We start from the raw sequence: 18,536 nt of genomic DNA, 5'->3' as shown, positions 1-18,536 counted from the left end.
CTGAACCCGCTGTTTCCCCGCCCCGTGAGTGCCTAACCTGCCGGCAACTTCACTTACAGGGCTGACCCTCCCATGAAAAAGATCCTCCTGCTCAACGGTGGCAAACGCTTCGCCCACTCCGACGGCCGCCTCAACCAGACCTTGCACGATGCCGCGCTGGCTCACCTGGACCGTGCCGGTTTCGATGTGCGGGAAACTTTCATCGACGGTGGCTACGACGTCCAGGCCGAGGTGGAGAAATTCCTCTGGGCCGACGTGGTGATCTACCAGATGCCCGGTTGGTGGATGGGCGCGCCCTGGACGGTGAAGAAATACATCGACGAGGTGTTCACCGCCGGGCACGGCAGCCTGTACGCCAACGATGGCCGCACCCGCTCCGACGCCTCGCAGAAGTACGGCAGCGGTGGCCTGGTCCAGGGCAAGCAGTACATGCTGTCGCTGACCTGGAACGCGCCGCAGCAGGCGTTCGACGATCCGAGCGATTTCTTCGAGGGCAAGGGCGTGGATGCGGTGTACTTCCCGTTCCACAAGGCCAACCAGTTCCTCGGCATGAGCGGGTTGCCGACCTTCCTCGCCGTCGATGTGATGAAGCGGCCGGATGTGCCGGCGGCGCTGGCGGCGTACGAGCAGCACCTGGATGAGGTGTTCGGCAAGGCCTGATCGCTCGCCTCTGTAGGAGCGGCCTTGTGCCGCGAAAGGGCCGCAGTGCGGCCCCAGGTTTTCGTATACCTGACAACTTCAATGGCGCAGCGTAGCCCTTTCGCGGCACAAGGCCGCTCCTACACGGGGCAAGTTGCTTGCACGTACGTTGATCAACAGCTATCAATCACGGCATTCTCCAATCAGGTCCTTTCGTGTGAAAACTCGCTCCGAAGAACTCCAGGTCTTCGTCGCCGTCATCGACAGCGGCTCGATCTCCGCCGCCGCCGAGCAGATCGGCCAGACCCCGTCGGCCGTCAGCCGCACCCTGTCGCGGCTGGAGGGCAAGCTGGGCACCACCTTGGTCAACCGCACCACCCGGCGCATGGACCTGACCGAGGAAGGGCGCTTCTTCCTCGAACGCGCGCGGCTGATCCTCGAGCAGATGGACGACATGGAAGAGCGCCTGTCGATGAACCGCCAGACCCCTTCCGGGCGCCTGCGCATCAACGCTGCCGCGCCGTTCATGCTGCACGCGATCCTGCCGTGGATCGGTGAGTTCCGTCGGCAATACCCCGGCATCGAGCTGGAACTGAACACCGACGACCTGATCATCGACCTGCTGGAGCAGAGCACCGACGTGGCCATTCGCATCGGCGAGCTGTCCGACTCCAGCCTGCATGCCCGCTCGCTGGGCTGCAGCCCGGTGCAGGTACTCGCCAGCCCCGATTACCTGGCGCGGCACGGTACGCCGCAGAAGGTCGAGGATCTCGACCAGCATTGCCTGCTCGGTTTCAGCTCCCTGGAATCGCTCAACCGCTGGCCATTGCGCCACGCCCAGGGCGACCATTGGGCGATCCGCCCGCAGCTGCTCGCCTCCAGTGGCGAAACCCTGCGCCAGCTGGCCATCGCCGGTGAAGGCATCGTCAGCCTGTCGCACTTCATGACCCATGAGGACATCCGCGCCGGCCGCCTGCAGGTGCTGCTCGGCGAGCACAACAACGGCTATCGCCAGCCGATCCACGCGGTCTACTACCGCAACACCCAGTTGGCGTTGCGGATCCAGTGTTTCCTCGATTTCATCCAGAAGAAGCTGGCCGCCTACGCCTGCTGAGTTGCCTGAACGCGACAGTGTCTGCCCATCGGCGGCGCGATCCTGCAATGGTGTTTGCTTAGTCGGAGGGCTTCGGCCTTAATGACTGATCAACAAAAACAACACCAAGGAAGTGCGCATGCGTATCGTCATGTTCCAGCCGCTGGCCCTCGGGGTCGCGATCCTGAGCTGTTCCTCCGCCTTTGCCGTGACGCTGGAAGGCGGCGCGGTGGCCGCGCCTGATCAATATGGCGCACAGGTGGCCGCCGATATCCTCAAGAAGGGCGGCAACGCGGTGGACGCCGCCGTCGCCACCGCCTTCACCCTGGCCGTGACCTACCCTGAAGCTGGCAACATCGGCGGTGGTGGCTTCATGACCCTGTTCGTCGACGGCAAGCCCTACTTCCTCGACTACCGCGAAGTGGCGCCCAAGGCCGCGACCAAGACCATGTACCTGGACGACAAGGGTGAGGTGATCGAGAACCTCAGCCTGGTCGGCGTACGCGCCGCCGGCGTGCCGGGCACGGTGATGGGGCTGTGGGAGGCGCACCAGAAGTTCGGCAAGCTCAAGTGGAGCGAGTTGCTGACGCCGGCCATCGGCTACGCGCAGAACGGCTTCAAGATCGCCCAGAAGCAGTACCAGTACCGTGACGACGCCCAGGGTCTGTTCAAGACCGCCACCAACTTCAACGACTACTTCGGCCACATGAAGGTCGGCGAGCTGTTCAAGCAGCCGGAACTGGCGCAGACCCTGGAGCGCATCGCCGACAAGGGCGTCAGCGAGTTCTACCAGGGCAAGACCGCCGACCTGCTGGTGGCGCAGATGCAGGCCGACAAGGGCCTGATCACCAAGGATGACCTCAAGGACTACAAGGCCGTGTGGCGCGACCCGATCGCCATTGGCTGGCGCGGCAACGTGGTCTACACCGCGCCGCCGCCAAGCTCCGGCGGCGTCGCCCTGGCCCAGCTGCTGGGCATCAAGGAAGACCGCGCCGCGGACTTCAAGGGCGTCGAGCACAATTCGGCCAAGTACATTCACCTGCTGGCCGAGATCGAGAAACGCGTGTTCGCAGATCGCGCCGACTACCTCGGTGACCCGGCCTTCACCAAGGTCCCGGTCGACCAGCTGGTGGCCAAGGACTACCTGGCCAAGCGGGCCGCCCAGGTCAACCCGAACGCGATCTCCGAGACCGACAAGGTCAAGCCAGGGCTGGAACCGCACCAGACCACGCACTTCTCCATCGTCGACAAGCAGGGTAACGCGGTGAGCAACACCTACACCCTCAACCTCGACTACGGCAGTGGCGTGGTGGTCAAGGGCGCGGGCTTCCTGCTCAACGACGAGATGGACGACTTCAGCGCCAAGCCGGGGGCGGCCAATGCCTTTGGCGTGGTCGGCGGCGACGCCAATGCCATCGCGCCGGGCAAGCGCATGCTCTCGTCGATGAGTCCGAGCCTGGTGACCCGCGATGGCAAGGTGGCGCTGGTGCTGGGCACGCCGGGCGGTTCGCGGATCTTCACCTCGATCTTCCAGGTGATGAACAACCTGTATGACTACGGCATGCCGTTGGAGAAGGCGGTGGCGGCGCAGCGTGTGCATCATCAGTTGCTGCCCAAGGACACGATCTACTTCGACAGCTATGCGCCGCTCACCGGCAAGGTGGCGGACGATCTGAAGAAGATGGGCTACGTGCTGGAAGACCAGGGTTGGGAGATGGGCGATATCCAGGCGATCCGGGTCACCGGGGAGAAGCTGGAGACCGCGTCGGATCCGCGGGGTAGGGGTGTGGGGATGATCGTCAAATAAGGCTGGGGTGAAATGATCGCGGGGCAAGCCCGCTCCCACGACCGGTGGGAGCGGGCTTGCCCCGCGATGCGTTACAGGGTCAGACGCGGAACTGGCTGACCAGTGTCTGCAGGTGACCACCCAGGCGCGCCAGCTCGACGCTGGAGGCGGCGGTCTCGTCGCTGGCCGCGGCGGTCTGCTCCGACACGTCGCGCACGTTGAGGATGCTGCGGCTGATCTCTTCGGCCACGGCGCTCTGCTGCTCGGCGGCGGCGGCGATCTGCTGGTTCATCGACTGGATATTCGACACCGTGCGGGTGATGCTCTCCAGCGAACCACCGGCCTTGCGTGCCAGCTCGACGCTGCTGTCGGTCAGGCTGCGGCTGCCGTTCATCACTTCGGCGACCTGCTGGGTGCCGTGCTGCAGGCTGGCGATCAGGCCTTCGATCTCTTCGGTGGACTGCTGGGTGCGCTGGGCCAGGCCGCGGACCTCGTCGGCCACCACGGCGAAGCCACGGCCGGCCTCGCCGGCACGGGCCGCCTCGATGGCGGCGTTGAGCGCCAGCAGGTTGGTCTGCTCGGCCACCGACTTGATCACATCCATGACGCTGCCGATCTTCTGGCTTTCCTGCTGCAGCAGGGTCATCGCCTCGGTGGAGCGGTGCACCTCATGGGCCAGGCGTTCGATCTGGCTGATGGCTTCACCCACCACCTTGTCGCCAACCCGGGCTTCGTCGTCGGCGTTGGTCGCCGCGTGGGAGGCCTGCTCGGCGTTGCGCGCGACTTCCTGGACGGTGGCGGCCATCTCGTGCATGGCGGTGGCCACCTGGTCGGTCTCGACCTTCTGGCTGTTGGCGCCGGCACTGGTCTGCTCGGTCACCGCCGACAGCTCCTCGGCGGCGCTGGCGATCTGGGTGACGCCGTCGCGGATGCCGGTGATCAGGTCGCGCAGGGTGGTGCCCATGCGGGCGATGCCCTGCTGCAGGGCGCCCAGTTCGTCGCGGCGGGTGACGCGCAGCTCCTGGGTGAGGTCGCCGCTGGCGATGCGGTTGACCACGTCCATGGTTTCGCGCAGCGGGCGGGTGATCTGGCGGGTGATGATGAACGCGGCGAGCACGCCGACCAGCAGCGCCAGGAGGGTGGCGGTGGTCTGCAGGCTGCGGGCCTGGACGCTTTCGGCGTCACGGCGCTCGATCTGGATCTTGTACAGCTCGTCGCTGCGCTTGACGATGTCGGCGCCCTGCACGGTCATTTCAGCGCGGGCCACGCCGATGGCGGCGGTGGCGTCGCGGAACTGGCGCACGGCGTCGCGGTAGGCCAGCACGGCGCTTTCGAACTGCTGGATGCGCGAGGCTTCGCCTGGCAGCTGGCGCTTGAGGCTGTCGATTTCATTCAGGGCGTTTTCCAGCTGGCGCAGGGCAGCCTGCTCGGCTTCGCTGGTCAGGTCGGCGATGTAGCTACGTACATCCAGGCGCACTTGCACCAGCTGCTGCTTGGCCTTGCTGATCAGCAGGTACTGGGCCAGGCGGCTGGCATCGCTCTCGGAGCTGGACAGCACGGCGCCGCTGATCGCCTCGATCGCCTCATTGGCGCGGCCGGCGGCCTGGTTCATCGAATCGCGGGCGGAGAGGGTGGTCTTGTAGCCCTGGCGCATCTTTTCCAGCGAGACGCGATATTCGCTGATGCTCTGGCCCTGCTCGCGCAGCAGCTTGACGTTTTCCGGGCTCTTGAAGGAGTTGACCAGGTGCTGCTGCTGGCTGCCGAAGGCGTCGAGCTTGGCCTGGACGTTGGCCGCCGAGGCATCGTCGCCGTTGGTCAGCATCCACTGCAGGCGGGCCACGCGCAGGTTGGTCAGGTCACTGTTGAGCTGGGTGATGTCGCTCATCCAGTTGCTGCGGTCGATGAGGCTGCCCAGGCTGTTCCAGCCGGTCAGGGCCAGCAGGCCGGTCAGGACCAGGACCAGGCCGAAGCCCAGGCCGAGTTTGAGGTTGACGCTGATATTGGCTAACCAACTGTTCATGCACGCTCTCCCAGAGAATGATTTCGCTCACTTGATCTCAAAAGCTGGGCGTTGTTGTTGTCAGATAGCCCGCAGATTTGTGTAGGACATATCGGCAAAGAGGGGAGAAGCTGAAACGCTTTTTCAGCAAATTTGTAACTTGTTGAATACGTTTGTGTTTTTAATGTGGTCAATCGCGGGTTTGCCCGCAATGCGCACCTGCAGGCGCGCACTGGGGGATCGCGATCTCAAAGGCTACGTGCGCTGAAGGTGTCGCACTGGTTCACGTCGCCACTGGAAAACCCAGCCTTGAACCAACGCTCGCGCTGTTGCGAGGTACCATGGGTGAACGAGTCGGGCACCACCCGCCCTTGCCCCTGCTGTTGCAGGCGATCATCACCGATGGCATTGGCGGCGTTCAGCGCCTCTTCCACATCACCCGGCTCCAGCCAGTTCAGGCGTTTCTGCGCCTGGTAGGCCCACACGCCGGCCAGGCAGTCGGCCTGCAGTTCCTGGCGTACCAGCAGGCCGTTGTCGCCTTCCATGCGCTGGCCATTGCGGCGCGCGGCGTCGACCTTGGCCGAGACGCCGAGCAGGGTCTGCACGTGGTGGCCGATTTCGTGGGCGATCACGTAGGCCTGGGCGAAGTCGCCGGCGGCCTTGAAGCGGGTTTCCATTTCCCGGAAGAACGTCATGTCCAGGTACACGCGCTGGTCGCCGGGGCAGTAGAACGGCCCGACCGCCGCCGAGGCGAAGCCGCAGGCGGAGTTGACCTGGCCACTGAACAGCACCAGCTGGGGATCGCGGTACTGCTTGCCCGCCTGGGCAAAGAGTGCCTTCCAGGTGTCCTCGGTGTCGCCGAGGATCGAGGCGACGAACTCGGCCTGCTCGTCGTTGGCCGGCGGCGCCTTGCTGCCGACGTTGGCCGGAGCGGTCTGCTGCTGCTCCATCTGCCCGGCCAACTGGCCGAGGATCTGCAGCGGGTCCTGCCCGGTGAGCCAGCCGATGCCAACGATCAACAGGATGGCGCCGAGCCCGAGGCCCTTGCCGCCGCCGAAGCGCATGCCGCCGCCACCCCCTTCGCCGCGGGCATCGACCACGTTGTCGCTGCGTCGACCTTTTCGCCATTCCATATGGAGCTCTCCGGTTTGTGAAACATGAAGTCTAAAGATTAGTTCAGCGCTGCCCAGGGCGTCGCCCTGGTCGCTGATGCATAACCAAATGGTTATGTCTAAGACCGCTGAATTCAATATTCATCCCGACTGGCCTGCCGGAAACTGCAAGTCCGCCTGCCACGCCCAGGCGCTCGACAATTCCAAGAGAGGAAACCGGCATGCCCGCCCAGGACACCAGCCGCTTCGTGATCCGTGATCGCAACTGGCACCCCAAGGCCTTCACCCCCGACTACAAGACCTCGGTGGCGCGTTCGCCGCGCCAGGCGCTGGTCAGCATCCCGCAGTCGATCAGCGAAAGTACCGGCCCGGACTTTTCCCATCTGCGCTTCGGCGAGCACGACCACGACCTGCTGCTCAACTTCAACCAGGGCGGCCTGCCGATTGGCGAGCGCATCATCGTCGCCGGCCGTGTTGTCGACCAGTACGGCAAGCCGGTGCCCAATACCCTGGTCGAGATGTGGCAGGCCAACGCCGGCGGTCGCTACCGGCACAAGAACGACCGCTACCTGGCCCCGCTGGACCCGAACTTTGGCGGCGTTGGTCGTTGCCTGACCGACCGCGACGGCTACTACAGCTTCCGCACCATCAAGCCCGGTCCGTACCCGTGGCGCAACGGCCCCAACGACTGGCGCCCGGCGCATATCCACTTCTCCATCAGCGGGCCGTCGATCGCCACCAAGCTGATCACCCAGCTGTACTTCGAGGGCGATCCACTGATTCCGCTGTGCCCGATCGTCAAGTCGATCGCCAATCCTGAGGCGGTCCAGCGGCTGATCGCCAGGCTCGACATGGGCCATGCCAACCCCATGGATTGCCTGGCCTACCGCTTCGACATCGTCCTGCGCGGCCAGCGCCAGACCCACTTCGAAAATCGCTGAGGAGGCCCGTCATGCCTATCGAACTGCTGCCGGAAACCCCTTCGCAGACCGCCGGCCCCTACGTGCACATCGGCCTGGCCCTGGAGGCGGCGGGCAACCCGACCCGCGACCAGGAAATCTGGAACCGCCTGGCCCGGCCCGATGCGCCGGGCGAGCACATCCTCTTGCTCGGCCAGGTGTACGACGGCAACGGCCACCTGGTGCGCGATTCGTTCCTGGAAATCTGGCAAGCCGATGCCAATGGCCAATATCAGGATGAATTCAACCTGGAGAACGCTTTCAACAGCTTCGGCCGCACCGCGACCACCTTCGATGCCGGCGAATGGACGCTGCACACGGTCAAGCCGGGGGTGGTGAACAACGCCGCGGGCGTGCCGATGGCGCCGCACATCAACATCAGCCTGTTTGCCCGGGGGATCAATATCCACCTGCATACCCGGCTGTACTTCGATGACGAGGGCGAGGCGAACGCCCGGTGCCCGGTGCTCAACCTGATCGAGCAGCCGCAGCGGCGCGAGACGCTGATCGCCAGACGTTGCGAGGTAGAGGGAAAGACGGCGTATCGGTTCGATATCCGTATCCAGGGGGAAGGGGAGACGGTGTTCTTCGATTTCTGAAGGCGTTTACGCGATCCCTGTAGGAGCGGCCTTGTGCCGCGAAAGGGCCGCAGAGCGGCCCCGGTGATTGATGTGTAAACGCTGGAATCCAGGGGTCGCTACGCGACCCTTTCGCGGCACAAGGCCGCTCCTACACACACACACAGCGTGCAGGAGCCTGCCCTGCGAGCGTTTCAGCGCCGAACCAGCAGTACGCCGCTTTCCATGTGGTGGGTATACGGGAACTGGTCGAACAGCGCGCAGCGCTCGATACGGTGGGTATCGTGCAGCTGGGCGATGTTCTGCGCCAACGTTTCCGGGTTGCACGAGATGTACAGGATGCGCTCGAAGCGGCGGGTCAGCTCGCAGGTGTCCGGGTCCATGCCGGCGCGTGGCGGGTCGACGAACACGGTGCCGAAGTCGTAGCTTTTCAGGTCGATGCCTTCCAGGCGGCGGAACGGGCGGACCTCGTTCAGCGCCTGGGTCAGCTCTTCGGCCGACAGGCGTACCAGGCGCACGTTGTCCACGCCGTTCTCGTCGAGGTTGTGCAACGCGGCATTGACCGAGGTCTTGCTGATCTCGGTGGCCAGCACCTTGCGCGCGCGGGTGGCCAGCGGCAGGGTGAAGTTGCCGTTGCCGCAGTACAGCTCCAGCAGGTCGTCCTGGCGCTCGCCCATGGCCTCGAAGGCCCAGCCGAGCATCTTCTGGTTCACCGCGCCATTGGGCTGGGTGAAGGCGCCTTCAGGCTGGCGATAGCTGAAGGTGCGCCCGGCGATGTCGAGCTTCTCCACCGCATAGTCGCGGCCGATCACCACGCGCTTGCCCTTGGAACGACCGATCACGCTGACGTTCAGGTCGCTGGCCAGTTGTTGCGCGGCGGTTTCCCAGGCGTCGTCCAGCGGACGGTGGTAGCACAGGGTGACCATCGCATCGCCGGCCAGGGTGGTGAGGAACTCGACCTGGAACAGGCGATTGTCGAGCGCCTCGTTGCCCTGCCAGGCGGCCTTCAGGCGTGGCATCAGTTCATTGATGCGCTCGCTGGCGATGGGGAAATCGTCGATCAGGATCGCCTTGTGCTTCTCGCCCGGGGCGAACATCGCGTAATGGCGTTGGCCGTCCTCGCGCCACAGGCGGAACTCGGCGCGCAGGCGATAGTGCTCGCGAGGCGAGTCGAACAGCGCCGGCTCCGGCGCGCCGAACGGTGCCAGCAGCTCGCGCAGGCGGTCGGCCTTGGCCGCCAGCTGCGCATCGTATTGGGAAGGATCCAGGACAGCACTCATGCGGGGAACCAGCCCAGCTTGATGACGAACAGGATCGACAGGATCACCAGCGCCGGGTTCAGGTCGCGGTGACGACCGGAGATCAGCTTGATGGCGGTCCAGGCGATGAAGCCGAAGGCGATGCCGTTGGCAATCGAATAGGTCAGCGGCATGGCCAGGGCGGTCACCACCACCGGCGCGGCTTCGGTGACATCGTCCCAGTTGATCTCGGCCAGGCCCGAGGCCATCAGCACGGCGACGAACAGCAGCGCTGGCGCGGTGGCGAAGGCTGGCACGCTGCCGGCCAGCGGGGCGAAGAACAGCGCCAGCAGGAACAGCACGGCGACCACGATGGCGGTCAGGCCGGTGCGCCCGCCCGCGCTCACGCCCGCCGCCGACTCGATGTAGCTGGTGGTGGTCGAGGTGCCCAGCAGGGAACCGGCCATGGCGGCGGTACTGTCGGCGATCAGGGCGCGGCCCATCTTCGGCATGTGGCCGTCCTTGCCCATCAGGCCGGCGCGCTTGGCCACGCCGATCAGGGTGCCGGAGTTATCGAACAGGTCGACGAACAGGAAGGCGAAGATTACGCTGATCAGGCCGACGTCGAGGGCGCCGGCGATGTCCAGTTGCAGGAAGGTCGGGGCCAGTGACGGCGGCATCGACACCACGCCATTGAACGGAGTGACGCCCATCGCGATCGAGGCCACGGTCACCGCCAGGATACCGATCAGCACCGCGCCGCGGACCTTCAGCGACTCGAGGGCGACAATCAGGAAGAAGCCGAGGATGGCGAGGATCGGCGCCGGCTTGCTGAGGTCGCCCAGGCCCACCAGAGTGGCCGGGTTATCGACGACGATACCTGCGTTATGCAGGGCGATCAGTGCCAGGAACAGGCCGATGCCGGCAGCGATGGCCGAGCGCAGCGGCAGCGGGATGCTGTTCACGATCCACTCGCGGATGCGGAAGATCGACAGCAGGAAGAACAGCACGGCGGAAATGAATACCGCGCCCAGCGCCACCTGCCAGGTGTGGCCCATGTGCAGGACCACGGTGTAGGTGAAGAAGGCGTTCAGGCCCATGCCCGGCGCCAGGGCGATCGGGTAGTTGGCGATGATGCCCATGGTCACCGAGCCGATGGCCGCGGCAAGGCACGTGGCGACGAACAGCGCGCCCTTGTCCATGCCGGTCTCGCCGAGGATGCTCGGGTTGACGAACAGGATGTAGGCCATGGCCAGGAAGGTGGTGACGCCCGCGAGAATCTCGGTGCGCACATTGGTGTCGTGTGCTTTTAGTTGAAACAGCCTTTCCAGCATGCCTGCTCCCCGGGCGCCCTCGCGCCGTGAATGTATCGACCCCAACAGCAAAGCACAGACCGTACCGGATACCGTGGTTTTGTGTGGGGCGGAAAAAAGCCGCGCATCATACCAGCATGGATGGCGGGGGCCTATGGCCATTGGGGAGAGGGTTTTCTCCAGCCTGTGTCGGCCCTTTCGCGGGCAAGCCCGCTCCCACAGGTATTTCACAGGGCCTGAGGGCGGCGCGATCCCTGTGGAAGCGGGTTTATCGGACCGCCGCACCGCCGCGAAGCAGGCGAGGCGGTGCCTGGCACCGGCTATGCCGGTGTTCGTGGCTGAAGCCGCTCCCACAGCGACCGTGCAGCTCTCAAGCCACGCCTGTGGGAGCAACTGTCTTGCTCAATTTTTAGAATCTGGCGCGATCCCTGTGGGAGCGGGTTTATCGGACCGCCGCACCGCCGCGAAGCAGGCGACGCGGTGCCTGGCACCGGCTATGCCGGTGTTCGCGGCTGAAGCCGCTCCCACAGTGACCGTGCAGCCCTCAAGCCACGCGCCACGCCTGTGGGAGCGGGTTTACCCGCGAAGAGGCCGGCACAGGCAACCGATCAGCTGTTGTGCATCCGGTCCCGATGGGTCAGCGTCGGGAACAGCTTCATCCACACCCCGGTCACCACCAGCGTGCCCACGCCACCGAGCACCACCGCCGGCACTGTGCCAAACCAGTGCGCGGTAACGCCCGACTCGAACTCGCCGAGCTGGTTCGAGGCACCGATGAACAGCCCATTCACCGCGCTCACCCGGCCGCGCATCTCGTCTGGCGTCTCCAACTGCACGAAGGCGCTGCGGATGACCATGCTGATCATGTCCGCCGCGCCCAGCACCACCAGCACCGCCAGGGAGAACCAGAACGAAGTGGACAGGCCGAAGGCGATGGTCGCGACGCCAAATATGCCCACTGCGGTGAACATGGTCAGACCCACCTTGCGTTCCACCGGGAAGCGCGCCAGCCACAGCGACATCAACAATGCACCGACGGCGGGCGCCGAGCGCAACAGACCCAGGCCCCAGGCGCCGGTGAGCAGGATGTCCTTGGCGAACACCGGCAGCAGGGCGGTGGCACCGCCCAGCAGCACGGCGAACAGGTCCAGCGAGATCGCGCCGAGGATATCCGGACGGCTGCGGATGAAGCGGATCCCGGCCAGCAGCGAGTCGAGGTTGGCCCTGCCTGGCTGCGGCGGCTGCCGACGGGCATCGAGGCTCAGGGTCAAAAGACAGGCGATGAGATAGAGGACTACGGTCGGACCGTAAACCCAGGTACTGCCGAGGGCGTAGAGCAGGCCGCCCACCGCCGGGGCGACGATGGTCGCCGCCTGGGACGCCGATGCAGAGGCCGCCACCGCGCGTGGGAACAGCCCGGGGGGTACCACGTTGGGCAGCAGGGCCTGGGTCGCCGGCATCTCGAACGAGCGGGCGGCCCCCAGCAGGAAGGCCAGCACGAAGATCAGTTCGCGGCTGACGTTGTCGGTAAAGCTGCCCACGGCCAGTGCGAGGGCGATCAGCGCCTGCAGGGTCTGGCACAGGGCGGCGACCTTGCGCCGGTCGTAGCGGTCGGCGACATGCCCGGTGTGCAGCATGAACAGCACCCGCGGGGCGAACTCGACCAGCCCGACCAGGCCCAGGTCGAGGACATTGCCGGTCAGTTGGTAGAGATGCCAGCCGATGGCCACGGTGAGCATCTGGAAGCCGCTGGCGGTGAACACGCGGGCCAGCCAGAAGGCGAGGAACGGGCGGTGATGGCGCAGCAATTTCGGGGCGGAATCGGACATCGGGGAGCCTGCGACCTCGGTACCAGAGGGGGCTGAAGAGTAACATCTGTTTGTAACAAATAGTTGCTGAAAGCCGCGTGGATCAACTTTTCACACGCAAAAAAAGAGGGTGAGGCAACCGGTCACGCGGCAATCAACCACACATCCGGATGGGTCATTCGGGACTATGCTTCCATTCAGTCGTTGACCTGGATCAATCGTTCCAGATGCAACGATCTTGGCCCTCGGGCCGGAATCCCCGCGATCGAACAGAACAATTCCAACGCGCCGCACTCGATACCCGTGGGGGCAGTGGGCGACAGGCCATGAGCCCGGTCGCCGGATTACCTGAAGAGGAAGCACCATGTTCGGATTGGAAGCCCTAGAGCTCGCCCGAATCCAGTTTGCCTTTACCGTGTCCTTTCACATCCTGTTCCCGGCCATCACCATTGGCCTGGCGAGCTACCTGGCGGTCCTCGAAGGCCTTTGGCTGAAGACCGGCGACAATACCTACCGTGACCTCTACCACTTCTGGTCGAAGATCTTCGCCGTCAACTTCGGCATGGGCGTGGTCTCGGGCCTGGTCATGGCCTACCAGTTCGGCACCAACTGGAGCCAGTTCTCCGACTTTGCCGGGTCCATCACCGGTCCATTACTTACTTACGAGGTCTTGACCGCCTTCTTCCTCGAGGCCGGTTTCCTCGGCGTCATGCTGTTCGGCTGGAACCGTGTCGGGCGTGGCCTGCACTTCTTCGCCACGTGCATGGTGGCGCTCGGCACGCTGGTGTCGACGTTCTGGATCCTCGCCTCCAACAGCTGGATGCAGACGCCCCAGGGCTACGAGATCGTCAATGGCCAGGTGATCCCGGTGGACTGGTTCGCGGTGATCTTCAACCCGTCCTTCCCCTACCGGCTGATGCACATGGCCACCGCGGCCTTCGTCGCCACCGCGTTCTTCGTCGGCGCCTCGGCGGCCTGGCACCTGCTGCGCGGGCGCGACAACCCGGCGGTGCGCAAGATGCTGTCGATGGCCATGTGGATGGCGCTGATCGTCGCGCCGGTACAGGCGGTGATCGGTGACTTCCATGGCTTGAACACCCTCAAGCACCAGCCGGTGAAGATCGCCGCCATCGAAGGCCACTGGGAGAACAAGCCCGGCGAGCCGACCCCGCTGATCCTGTTCGGCATTCCCGACATGCAGGCCGAGACCACGCGCTTCAAGATCGAGATCCCGGCGCTCGGCAGCCTGATCCTCACCCACAGCCTGGACAAGCAGGTCCCGGCGATGAAGGACTTCCCGCCCGAGGATCGACCCAATTCGACCATCGTGTTCTGGTCGTTCCGGATCATGGTCGGGCTGGGCATGCTGATGATCTTCGTCGGCCTGTGGAGCCTGTGGCTGCGCAAGCGCGGCACGCTGTACAGCTCGCGTCCGTTCCTCTACCTGACCTTGTGGATGGGCCCGTCCGGGTTGATCGCCATCCTCGCCGGCTGGTTCACCACCGAGGTCGGTCGCCAGCCCTGGGTGGTCTATGGGCTGATGCGCACCGCCGATGGGGTGTCCAACCATAGCTACGCGCAACTTGGTTTCACCCTGGTGATGTTCGTGGTGGTCTACTTCGCCCTGTTCGGCACCGGCATCGGCTACATGATGCGCCTGGTGCGCAAAGGGCCGAAGACCGGCGAAGGCGAGGAGCACACCCCGGGTGGCCCTGGCCAGAAACGCACGCCGGCGCGGCCACTGTCCGCCGCCGATGAAGGCCATGAGGCCGACTCCGCCAGCCTGAGCAAGGGGAACTGAGATGGGTATCGATCTTCCGCTGATCTGGGCCGTGATCATCATCTTCGGCGTCATGATGTACGTGGTGATGGATGGTTTCGACCTGGGAATCGGCATGCTCTTCCCCTTCGTCAAGGACGAGCGTGACCGCGATGTGATGATGAACACCGTCGCCCCGGTATGGGACGGCAACGAAACCTGGCTGGTGCTGGGCGGCGCGGCGCTGTTCGGCGCCTTCCCGCTGGCCTACTCGGTGGTGCTGGAGGCACTGTACCTGCCGTTGATCCTGATGCTGGTGGGCCTGATCTTCCGTGGCGTGGCCTTCGAGTTCCGTTTCAAGGCCCGGGCCAACAAGCGGCACATCTGGGACAAGGCGTTCATTTGGGGCTCGCTGGTGGCGACCTTCTTCCAGGGCGTGGCCCTGGGCGCGTTCATCGAGGGCTTCAAGGTGGTCGACCGCAAGTTCGTCGGCGGCACCCTGGACTGGCTGACGCCGTTCACGCTGTTCTCCGGCCTGGGCCTGATCGTCGCCTACACCCTGCTGGGCTGCACCTGGCTGATCATGAAGACCGAAGGGCCGCTGCAGAAGCAGATGCATGACATCGCTCGGCCACTGGCGCTGGTGCTGCTGGCGGTCATCGGCGTGGTCAGCCTGTGGACGCCGATCGCCTATCCGCAGATCGCCGAACGCTGGTTCAGCATGCCCAACCTGGTCTGGTTCATGCCGGTGCCGATCCTGGTGCTGGTGACCTTCTACGGCCTGCTGCGGGCGGTGGCGCGCAATGCCCACTACACGCCGTTCCTGCTGACCCTGGTGCTGATCTTCCTGGGCTACAGCGGGCTGGGTATCAGCCTGTGGCCGAACATCATCCCGCCGTCGATCAGCATCTGGGACGCCGCGGCGCCACCGCAGAGCCAGGGCTTCATGCTGGTGGGCACGCTGTTCATCCTGCCGTTCATCCTTGGCTACACCTACTGGAGCTACTACGTGTTCCGCGGCAAGGTGACCCATGAAGATGGCTATCACTAGGAGCGTATCGTGATGAACGTCGAAGAGAAAAAGCCGCTGTGGCAACGCCTGGGTTGGCTGGTGCTGATCTGGGGGCTGAGCGTGGCGGCGCTTGGGGTGGTGGCTTATGGCATGCGCATGTTCATGAGTGCGGCAGGCTTGAGTACCCACTAGGTTGTGAGGGCTGCGGTGCAGCCCGATCGCGGGACAAGCCCGCTCCTACAGAACCAGTAGGGGCGGGCTTTTCTCGTTTTCTATCGGGTGTTTATTTACGGGCTTTCAACACCACGAACTTCGGCGTCGCAGCCACCTGCTCGACCCCTCGGAACAATCGCGCCAGCTTGCTGTGGTAGCCCAGGTGGCGGTTGCCGACGATGTACAGCGCGCCACCGACCTCCAGCGCCTCCCGGGCCTGCTGGAACATGCGCCAGGCGAGGAAGTCGCCGACCACCTGCTGCTGGTGGAACGGCGGGTTGCACAGCACCACGTCCAGCGATTGTTTCTCCTGACCGGCCAGGCCATCCGCGGCCCTGATCGTCACTTCGCGATCACCCAGCGCCGCCTGCCAGTTCTCCCGCGCCGACTGCACCGCCATGTACGACTCGTCGACCAGGGTGAACTGCGCATCCGGGTTGGCCAGGGCGCAGGCGATCGCCAGCACGCCATTGCCACAACCGAGATCGGCGACACGGGCGCGGCCCAGGTCGCGTGGCAGGTGTGGCAGGAAAGCGCGGGTGCCGATGTCCAGGCCTTCGCGGCAGAACACGTTGGCGTGATTGACCAGCTCCAGGGCCGGGCTGTCCAGGCGGTAGCGGCTGGGGTAGGGCGAGCGCGCGGTCGGGCGTTCGCCGACAGTGGCAATCAGCAGGCGGGCCTTCTTCTGCGCCAGCGAAGCCTGGACCGGGCCGATGTACTTCTCCATCAGGTCGCCGGCGGCGCGGGGCAGGTGCTTGATCATGGCCCCGGCGATCACCTGGGCGCCGGGCGCCAACTGGCCCTGCAGGCGGATCAGCTGTTCCTCGAGCAGGGCCAGGGTCTTGGGCACGCGCACCAGCACGCGTTCGAACGGGCCCTGGAAGGTCTCGCTGGCCGGGATGAAGGGCACGCTGTCGAATGGCTTGCCGTTACCCGCCAGGTTCTTCTCCAGGGCCAGGTGCGCCAGGTGCGAGTCGCCGCTGCTGCTCACCTGCACATGCCCCGCGAGGCTCGCGGCCAGGGCGCCGAAGCTGTCGTTGAGCACCAGCACCTTGCAGCTCGCCTGCGGCGCCTGGGCCGCCAGGTGCTCCAGCAGGTACTGGTCGGCGGCGTCGAAGGCCAGCAACGGGTCGTTGGCCTGGGCCGGCTGGCGGATCAGGTCGAGGTCGGCGAAGGGGCTGTTGAACAGGGGCATGGCGTACGACTCAAGGTGGTGCTGGTCATCGCGGGGCGCGATGGACATGAGGTACGCGATTCTACAGATTCCGAGCCTTTACCTGGGACTGATCTGCTTGGCTTCGACGAGCTTGGCGACCGCCGCTGTCTTGTTGGGAGCATTGGTCTTGTCGATGGCGCTGCGGATATGAAAGTTCACTGTGCTGGTCGATAAGCGCAGGATCTTGGCAATATCCTCGGCAATCTTGCCTTTGGCGCACCAGTCCATCACCTCCAGTTCCCGCACGCTGAGCCCGTAGAGATGGGTCAGGTGATATTCACTGAGCAACGTGTGCAAGGTGTTGCATAGCCACATCGTTGCAGCGCACTTTTCGTAATGTTCGTCTTCGTCGATGGCGCGGGAGCGCCGGGACACGCTCAAGTGGCTTTCGTTATGCCGCAGGTCATGCGTTGACTGGGTCCAGCCGTAGGTCAGCCCGTGCGCATGGGCTTCCTCGCGCAGCTGTGGGACGTCGCGGAAGAGATCGTCGCTCCAGACAAAAGGCAGCTCGCCGAGGTGGCACTTTAATATTGTCGGATCCATACTGATGAAATTCTCGTTCTGGTAACGATCATTCCAGCTTTTGGGATAGTTGTTGTAGAGAATTACCTGCGGAACCTTTGCACAGGCATGCAGATGTAGCGTCAAACCCAGATACTCCATGTCGAGCTTCTGTATCAGGTCTACGGCGCATGCGAAAATCTGTTTGGGCTCGCGCTCGTCCAGCAGCTGCTGGAGATCTTCAGTCTTCCAGTGTGGCATCGATGAAGCTCCCTTCTGCTTCTCGCTGGATCCAATGTAGGAAACGCACGAAGCGAAGTGTAGGAAATCTCCTAACTCTGTGCTGGGTTTTTTTGTTATAGCTGGCGCGTTTTCTTAGCTGATTGCGAGCAGTCCCAGGCGATACCTTACAAACCGACGGTGTTTATCTCCGCTGCTTTGCGCGACACTACGCGCATCTGTTCCATGGAGTCCGTCATGACCGCCAGCGCCGACAAATTCACCCGCCAGACCCTGCTCGACGTCCAGCCCCTGACGCCCAACCTGTTTTCCCTGCGTGTCACTCGCGATGCCGGTTTCCGTTTCCGCGCCGGGCAGTTCGCTCGCCTTGGGGTGAGCAAGGCCGATGGCAGCGTCGCCTGGCGCGCCTATTCCATGGTCAGCGCGCCCCATGACGAATTCCTCGACTTCTTCTCCATCGTGGTGCCGGGGGGCGAGTTCACCAGCGAGCTGAGCCGCCTGGGCGCGGGCGACACCCTGCTGATCGACCGCCAGGCCTTCGGCTACCTGACCCTCGACCGTTTCGTCGGTGGTCGCGACCTGTGGCTGCTGGCCACCGGCACCGGCATTGCGCCGTTCATGTCGATCCTGCAGGACTTCGAGGCCTGGGAGCGCTTCGACAACATCAAGCTGGTCTACTCGGTGCGCGAGGCGAAGGAGCTGGCGTATGTGGATGAGATCGCCGCGCTGGAGCAGCGCGACTACCTGGCGGAGTTCGCGGGCAAGCTGCAGTTCATTCCGGTGGTGACCCGAGAGCCGCATCCGGGCGCGTTGAATGCGCGAATCACCACGCTGATCGAGAACGGTGAGCTGGAAAAGGCGGCGGGGCTGGCGCTGTCGCCGGAGCACTCGCGGATCATGCTGTGCGGCAACCCGCAGATGATCGACGAGACGCGCAAGGTGCTCAAGGCGCGTGACCTGCAGTTGAGCCTGAGCAAGCGGCCAGGGCAGGTGGCGGTGGAGAACTACTGGTAAGGCACAACAGCGCCTGTTGGATCGTCGTCACTGGGGCCGCCGAAAAGCGGCCCCAG

16 protein-coding genes and 1 pseudogene are annotated in these 18,536 nt (G+C 64.5%); 9 read left to right on the top strand and 8 right to left on the bottom strand.

Annotated elements, in window-relative coordinates; genetic code table 11:
- Positions 1–72 precede the first annotated feature (72 nt).
- The 3 genes from PRtIB026_RS25840 (at position 73) to ggt (ending at position 3,539) form a co-directional block, all read left to right on the top strand.
- Entirely contained in the window at positions 73–660 is a 588-nt protein-coding gene (locus PRtIB026_RS25840) for an NAD(P)H-dependent oxidoreductase (protein ID WP_203650465.1), read from the top strand.
- A 196-nt stretch (positions 661–856) separates the two neighbouring features.
- A complete protein-coding gene (locus PRtIB026_RS25835) occupies positions 857–1,753 on the top strand; it encodes a LysR family transcriptional regulator (protein ID WP_203650468.1) in 897 nt (298 codons plus the stop codon).
- Between the two features lie 118 nt (positions 1,754–1,871).
- Complete coding sequence (ggt, locus tag PRtIB026_RS25830) at positions 1,872–3,539, top strand: gamma-glutamyltransferase (protein ID WP_203650470.1); 1,668 nt, start codon at positions 1,872–1,874, stop codon at positions 3,537–3,539.
- Positions 3,540–3,618: 79 nt separating this feature from the next.
- Here ggt and PRtIB026_RS26770 read toward each other — a convergent pair whose 3' ends face one another.
- From PRtIB026_RS26770 to PRtIB026_RS25820, 3 genes and pseudogenes are all read right to left on the bottom strand, one after another.
- Positions 3,619–4,323 (bottom strand): methyl-accepting chemotaxis protein, encoded by a 705-nt coding sequence (locus PRtIB026_RS26770; protein ID WP_371263159.1) that lies wholly within the window; start codon positions 4,321–4,323, stop codon positions 3,619–3,621.
- Between the two features lie 198 nt (positions 4,324–4,521).
- A pseudogene (locus PRtIB026_RS26765) lies at positions 4,522–5,403 on the bottom strand (methyl-accepting chemotaxis protein); the annotation flags it as partial.
- Between the two features lie 362 nt (positions 5,404–5,765).
- Positions 5,766–6,650, bottom strand: coding sequence for a neutral zinc metallopeptidase (locus PRtIB026_RS25820; RefSeq protein ID WP_203650474.1), 885 nt, complete (start codon positions 6,648–6,650; stop codon positions 5,766–5,768).
- A 200-nt stretch (positions 6,651–6,850) separates the two neighbouring features.
- Between PRtIB026_RS25820 and pcaH the strand changes: the two genes are divergently transcribed.
- Together pcaH and pcaG are read left to right on the top strand one after the other, a co-directional pair.
- On the top strand, positions 6,851–7,570 hold the full coding sequence (pcaH, locus tag PRtIB026_RS25815; protein ID WP_203650476.1) for a protocatechuate 3,4-dioxygenase subunit beta: 720 nt from the start codon (positions 6,851–6,853) through the stop codon (positions 7,568–7,570).
- 11 nt (positions 7,571–7,581) lie between these two features.
- Complete coding sequence (pcaG, locus tag PRtIB026_RS25810) at positions 7,582–8,187, top strand: protocatechuate 3,4-dioxygenase subunit alpha (protein WP_232855740.1); 606 nt, start codon at positions 7,582–7,584, stop codon at positions 8,185–8,187.
- A gap of 173 nt (positions 8,188–8,360) precedes the next feature.
- Here pcaG and trmA read toward each other — a convergent pair whose 3' ends face one another.
- The 3 genes from trmA to PRtIB026_RS25795 form a co-directional block, all read right to left on the bottom strand.
- Entirely contained in the window at positions 8,361–9,446 is a 1,086-nt protein-coding gene (gene trmA, locus PRtIB026_RS25805; protein ID WP_203650478.1) for a tRNA (uridine(54)-C5)-methyltransferase TrmA, read from the bottom strand.
- Positions 9,443–10,738 (bottom strand): NCS2 family permease, encoded by a 1,296-nt coding sequence (locus PRtIB026_RS25800; RefSeq protein ID WP_203650481.1) that lies wholly within the window; start codon positions 10,736–10,738, stop codon positions 9,443–9,445. The genes trmA and PRtIB026_RS25800 overlap by 4 nt, the downstream gene beginning before the upstream one ends.
- 587 nt (positions 10,739–11,325) lie before the next feature.
- Positions 11,326–12,546 carry an MFS transporter gene (locus PRtIB026_RS25795; protein ID WP_232855738.1) on the bottom strand — a complete coding sequence of 407 codons (1,221 nt, stop codon included), beginning with the start codon at positions 12,544–12,546 and terminating at the stop codon, positions 11,326–11,328.
- A gap of 343 nt (positions 12,547–12,889) precedes the next feature.
- On the opposite strand from PRtIB026_RS25795, the gene PRtIB026_RS25790 reads away from it, so the two are divergent.
- From PRtIB026_RS25790 to PRtIB026_RS25780, 3 genes are read left to right on the top strand one after another with little or no spacing between them, the layout of a single operon-like run.
- Positions 12,890–14,326, top strand: coding sequence for a cytochrome ubiquinol oxidase subunit I (locus tag PRtIB026_RS25790; protein ID WP_110739371.1), 1,437 nt, complete (start codon positions 12,890–12,892; stop codon positions 14,324–14,326).
- Position 14,327: 1 nt separating this feature from the next.
- On the top strand, positions 14,328–15,335 hold the full coding sequence (gene cydB / locus PRtIB026_RS25785; RefSeq protein WP_110739372.1) for a cytochrome d ubiquinol oxidase subunit II: 1,008 nt from the start codon (positions 14,328–14,330) through the stop codon (positions 15,333–15,335).
- Between the two features lie 12 nt (positions 15,336–15,347).
- Positions 15,348–15,488, top strand: a complete 141-nt coding sequence (locus PRtIB026_RS25780) for a DUF2474 domain-containing protein (RefSeq protein ID WP_036986195.1) — start codon at positions 15,348–15,350, stop codon at positions 15,486–15,488.
- 91 nt (positions 15,489–15,579) lie between these two features.
- On the opposite strand, the gene PRtIB026_RS25775 is transcribed toward PRtIB026_RS25780, so the two are convergent.
- Positions 15,580–16,704 (bottom strand): methyltransferase, encoded by a 1,125-nt coding sequence (locus PRtIB026_RS25775; RefSeq protein WP_203652587.1) that lies wholly within the window; start codon positions 16,702–16,704, stop codon positions 15,580–15,582.
- A 78-nt stretch (positions 16,705–16,782) separates the two neighbouring features.
- Positions 16,783–17,487: an autoinducer binding domain-containing protein gene (locus tag PRtIB026_RS25770; RefSeq protein WP_203650483.1), complete on the bottom strand. Its 705-nt coding sequence runs from the start codon at positions 17,485–17,487 to the stop codon at positions 16,783–16,785.
- Positions 17,488–17,703: 216 nt separating this feature from the next.
- Between PRtIB026_RS25770 and PRtIB026_RS25765 the strand changes: the two genes are divergently transcribed.
- Positions 17,704–18,480, top strand: a complete 777-nt coding sequence (locus PRtIB026_RS25765) for a ferredoxin--NADP reductase (protein ID WP_203650485.1) — start codon at positions 17,704–17,706, stop codon at positions 18,478–18,480.
- Positions 18,481–18,536 lie beyond the last annotated feature (56 nt).

Source organism: Pseudomonas sp. RtIB026, from assembly GCF_016861355.2.
Lineage (GTDB): Bacteria > Pseudomonadota > Gammaproteobacteria > Pseudomonadales > Pseudomonadaceae > Aquipseudomonas > Aquipseudomonas peradeniyensis.
Note: the sequence above shows the minus strand (reverse complement) of the source record. Positions and strands in the feature narration are given on the sequence as shown.

What these genes read in the sequence shown, in the direction of transcription:
- PRtIB026_RS25840 (WP_203650465.1), top strand. Translation starts at nt 73, where the DNA reads ATGAAAAAGATCCTCCTGCTCAACGGTGGCAAACGCTTCGCCCACTCC.
- ggt (WP_203650470.1), top strand. Translation starts at nt 1,872, where the DNA reads ATGCGTATCGTCATGTTCCAGCCGCTGGCCCTCGGGGTCGCGATCCTG.
- PRtIB026_RS26770 (WP_371263159.1), bottom strand. Translation starts at nt 4,323, where the DNA reads ATGGCCGCCACCGTCCAGGAAGTCGCGCGCAACGCCGAGCAGGCCTCC.
- PRtIB026_RS25820 (WP_203650474.1), bottom strand. Translation starts at nt 6,650, where the DNA reads ATGGAATGGCGAAAAGGTCGACGCAGCGACAACGTGGTCGATGCCCGC.
- pcaH (WP_203650476.1), top strand. Translation starts at nt 6,851, where the DNA reads ATGCCCGCCCAGGACACCAGCCGCTTCGTGATCCGTGATCGCAACTGG.
- pcaG (WP_232855740.1), top strand. Translation starts at nt 7,582, where the DNA reads ATGCCTATCGAACTGCTGCCGGAAACCCCTTCGCAGACCGCCGGCCCC.
- trmA (WP_203650478.1), bottom strand. Translation starts at nt 9,446, where the DNA reads ATGAGTGCTGTCCTGGATCCTTCCCAATACGATGCGCAGCTGGCGGCC.
- PRtIB026_RS25800 (WP_203650481.1), bottom strand. Translation starts at nt 10,738, where the DNA reads ATGCTGGAAAGGCTGTTTCAACTAAAAGCACACGACACCAATGTGCGC.
- PRtIB026_RS25795 (WP_232855738.1), bottom strand. Translation starts at nt 12,546, where the DNA reads ATGTCCGATTCCGCCCCGAAATTGCTGCGCCATCACCGCCCGTTCCTC.
- PRtIB026_RS25790 (WP_110739371.1), top strand. Translation starts at nt 12,890, where the DNA reads ATGTTCGGATTGGAAGCCCTAGAGCTCGCCCGAATCCAGTTTGCCTTT.
- cydB (WP_110739372.1), top strand. Translation starts at nt 14,328, where the DNA reads ATGGGTATCGATCTTCCGCTGATCTGGGCCGTGATCATCATCTTCGGC.
- PRtIB026_RS25780 (WP_036986195.1), top strand. Translation starts at nt 15,348, where the DNA reads ATGAACGTCGAAGAGAAAAAGCCGCTGTGGCAACGCCTGGGTTGGCTG.
- PRtIB026_RS25775 (WP_203652587.1), bottom strand. Translation starts at nt 16,704, where the DNA reads ATGCCCCTGTTCAACAGCCCCTTCGCCGACCTCGACCTGATCCGCCAG.
- PRtIB026_RS25770 (WP_203650483.1), bottom strand. Translation starts at nt 17,487, where the DNA reads ATGCCACACTGGAAGACTGAAGATCTCCAGCAGCTGCTGGACGAGCGC.
- PRtIB026_RS25765 (WP_203650485.1), top strand. Translation starts at nt 17,704, where the DNA reads ATGACCGCCAGCGCCGACAAATTCACCCGCCAGACCCTGCTCGACGTC.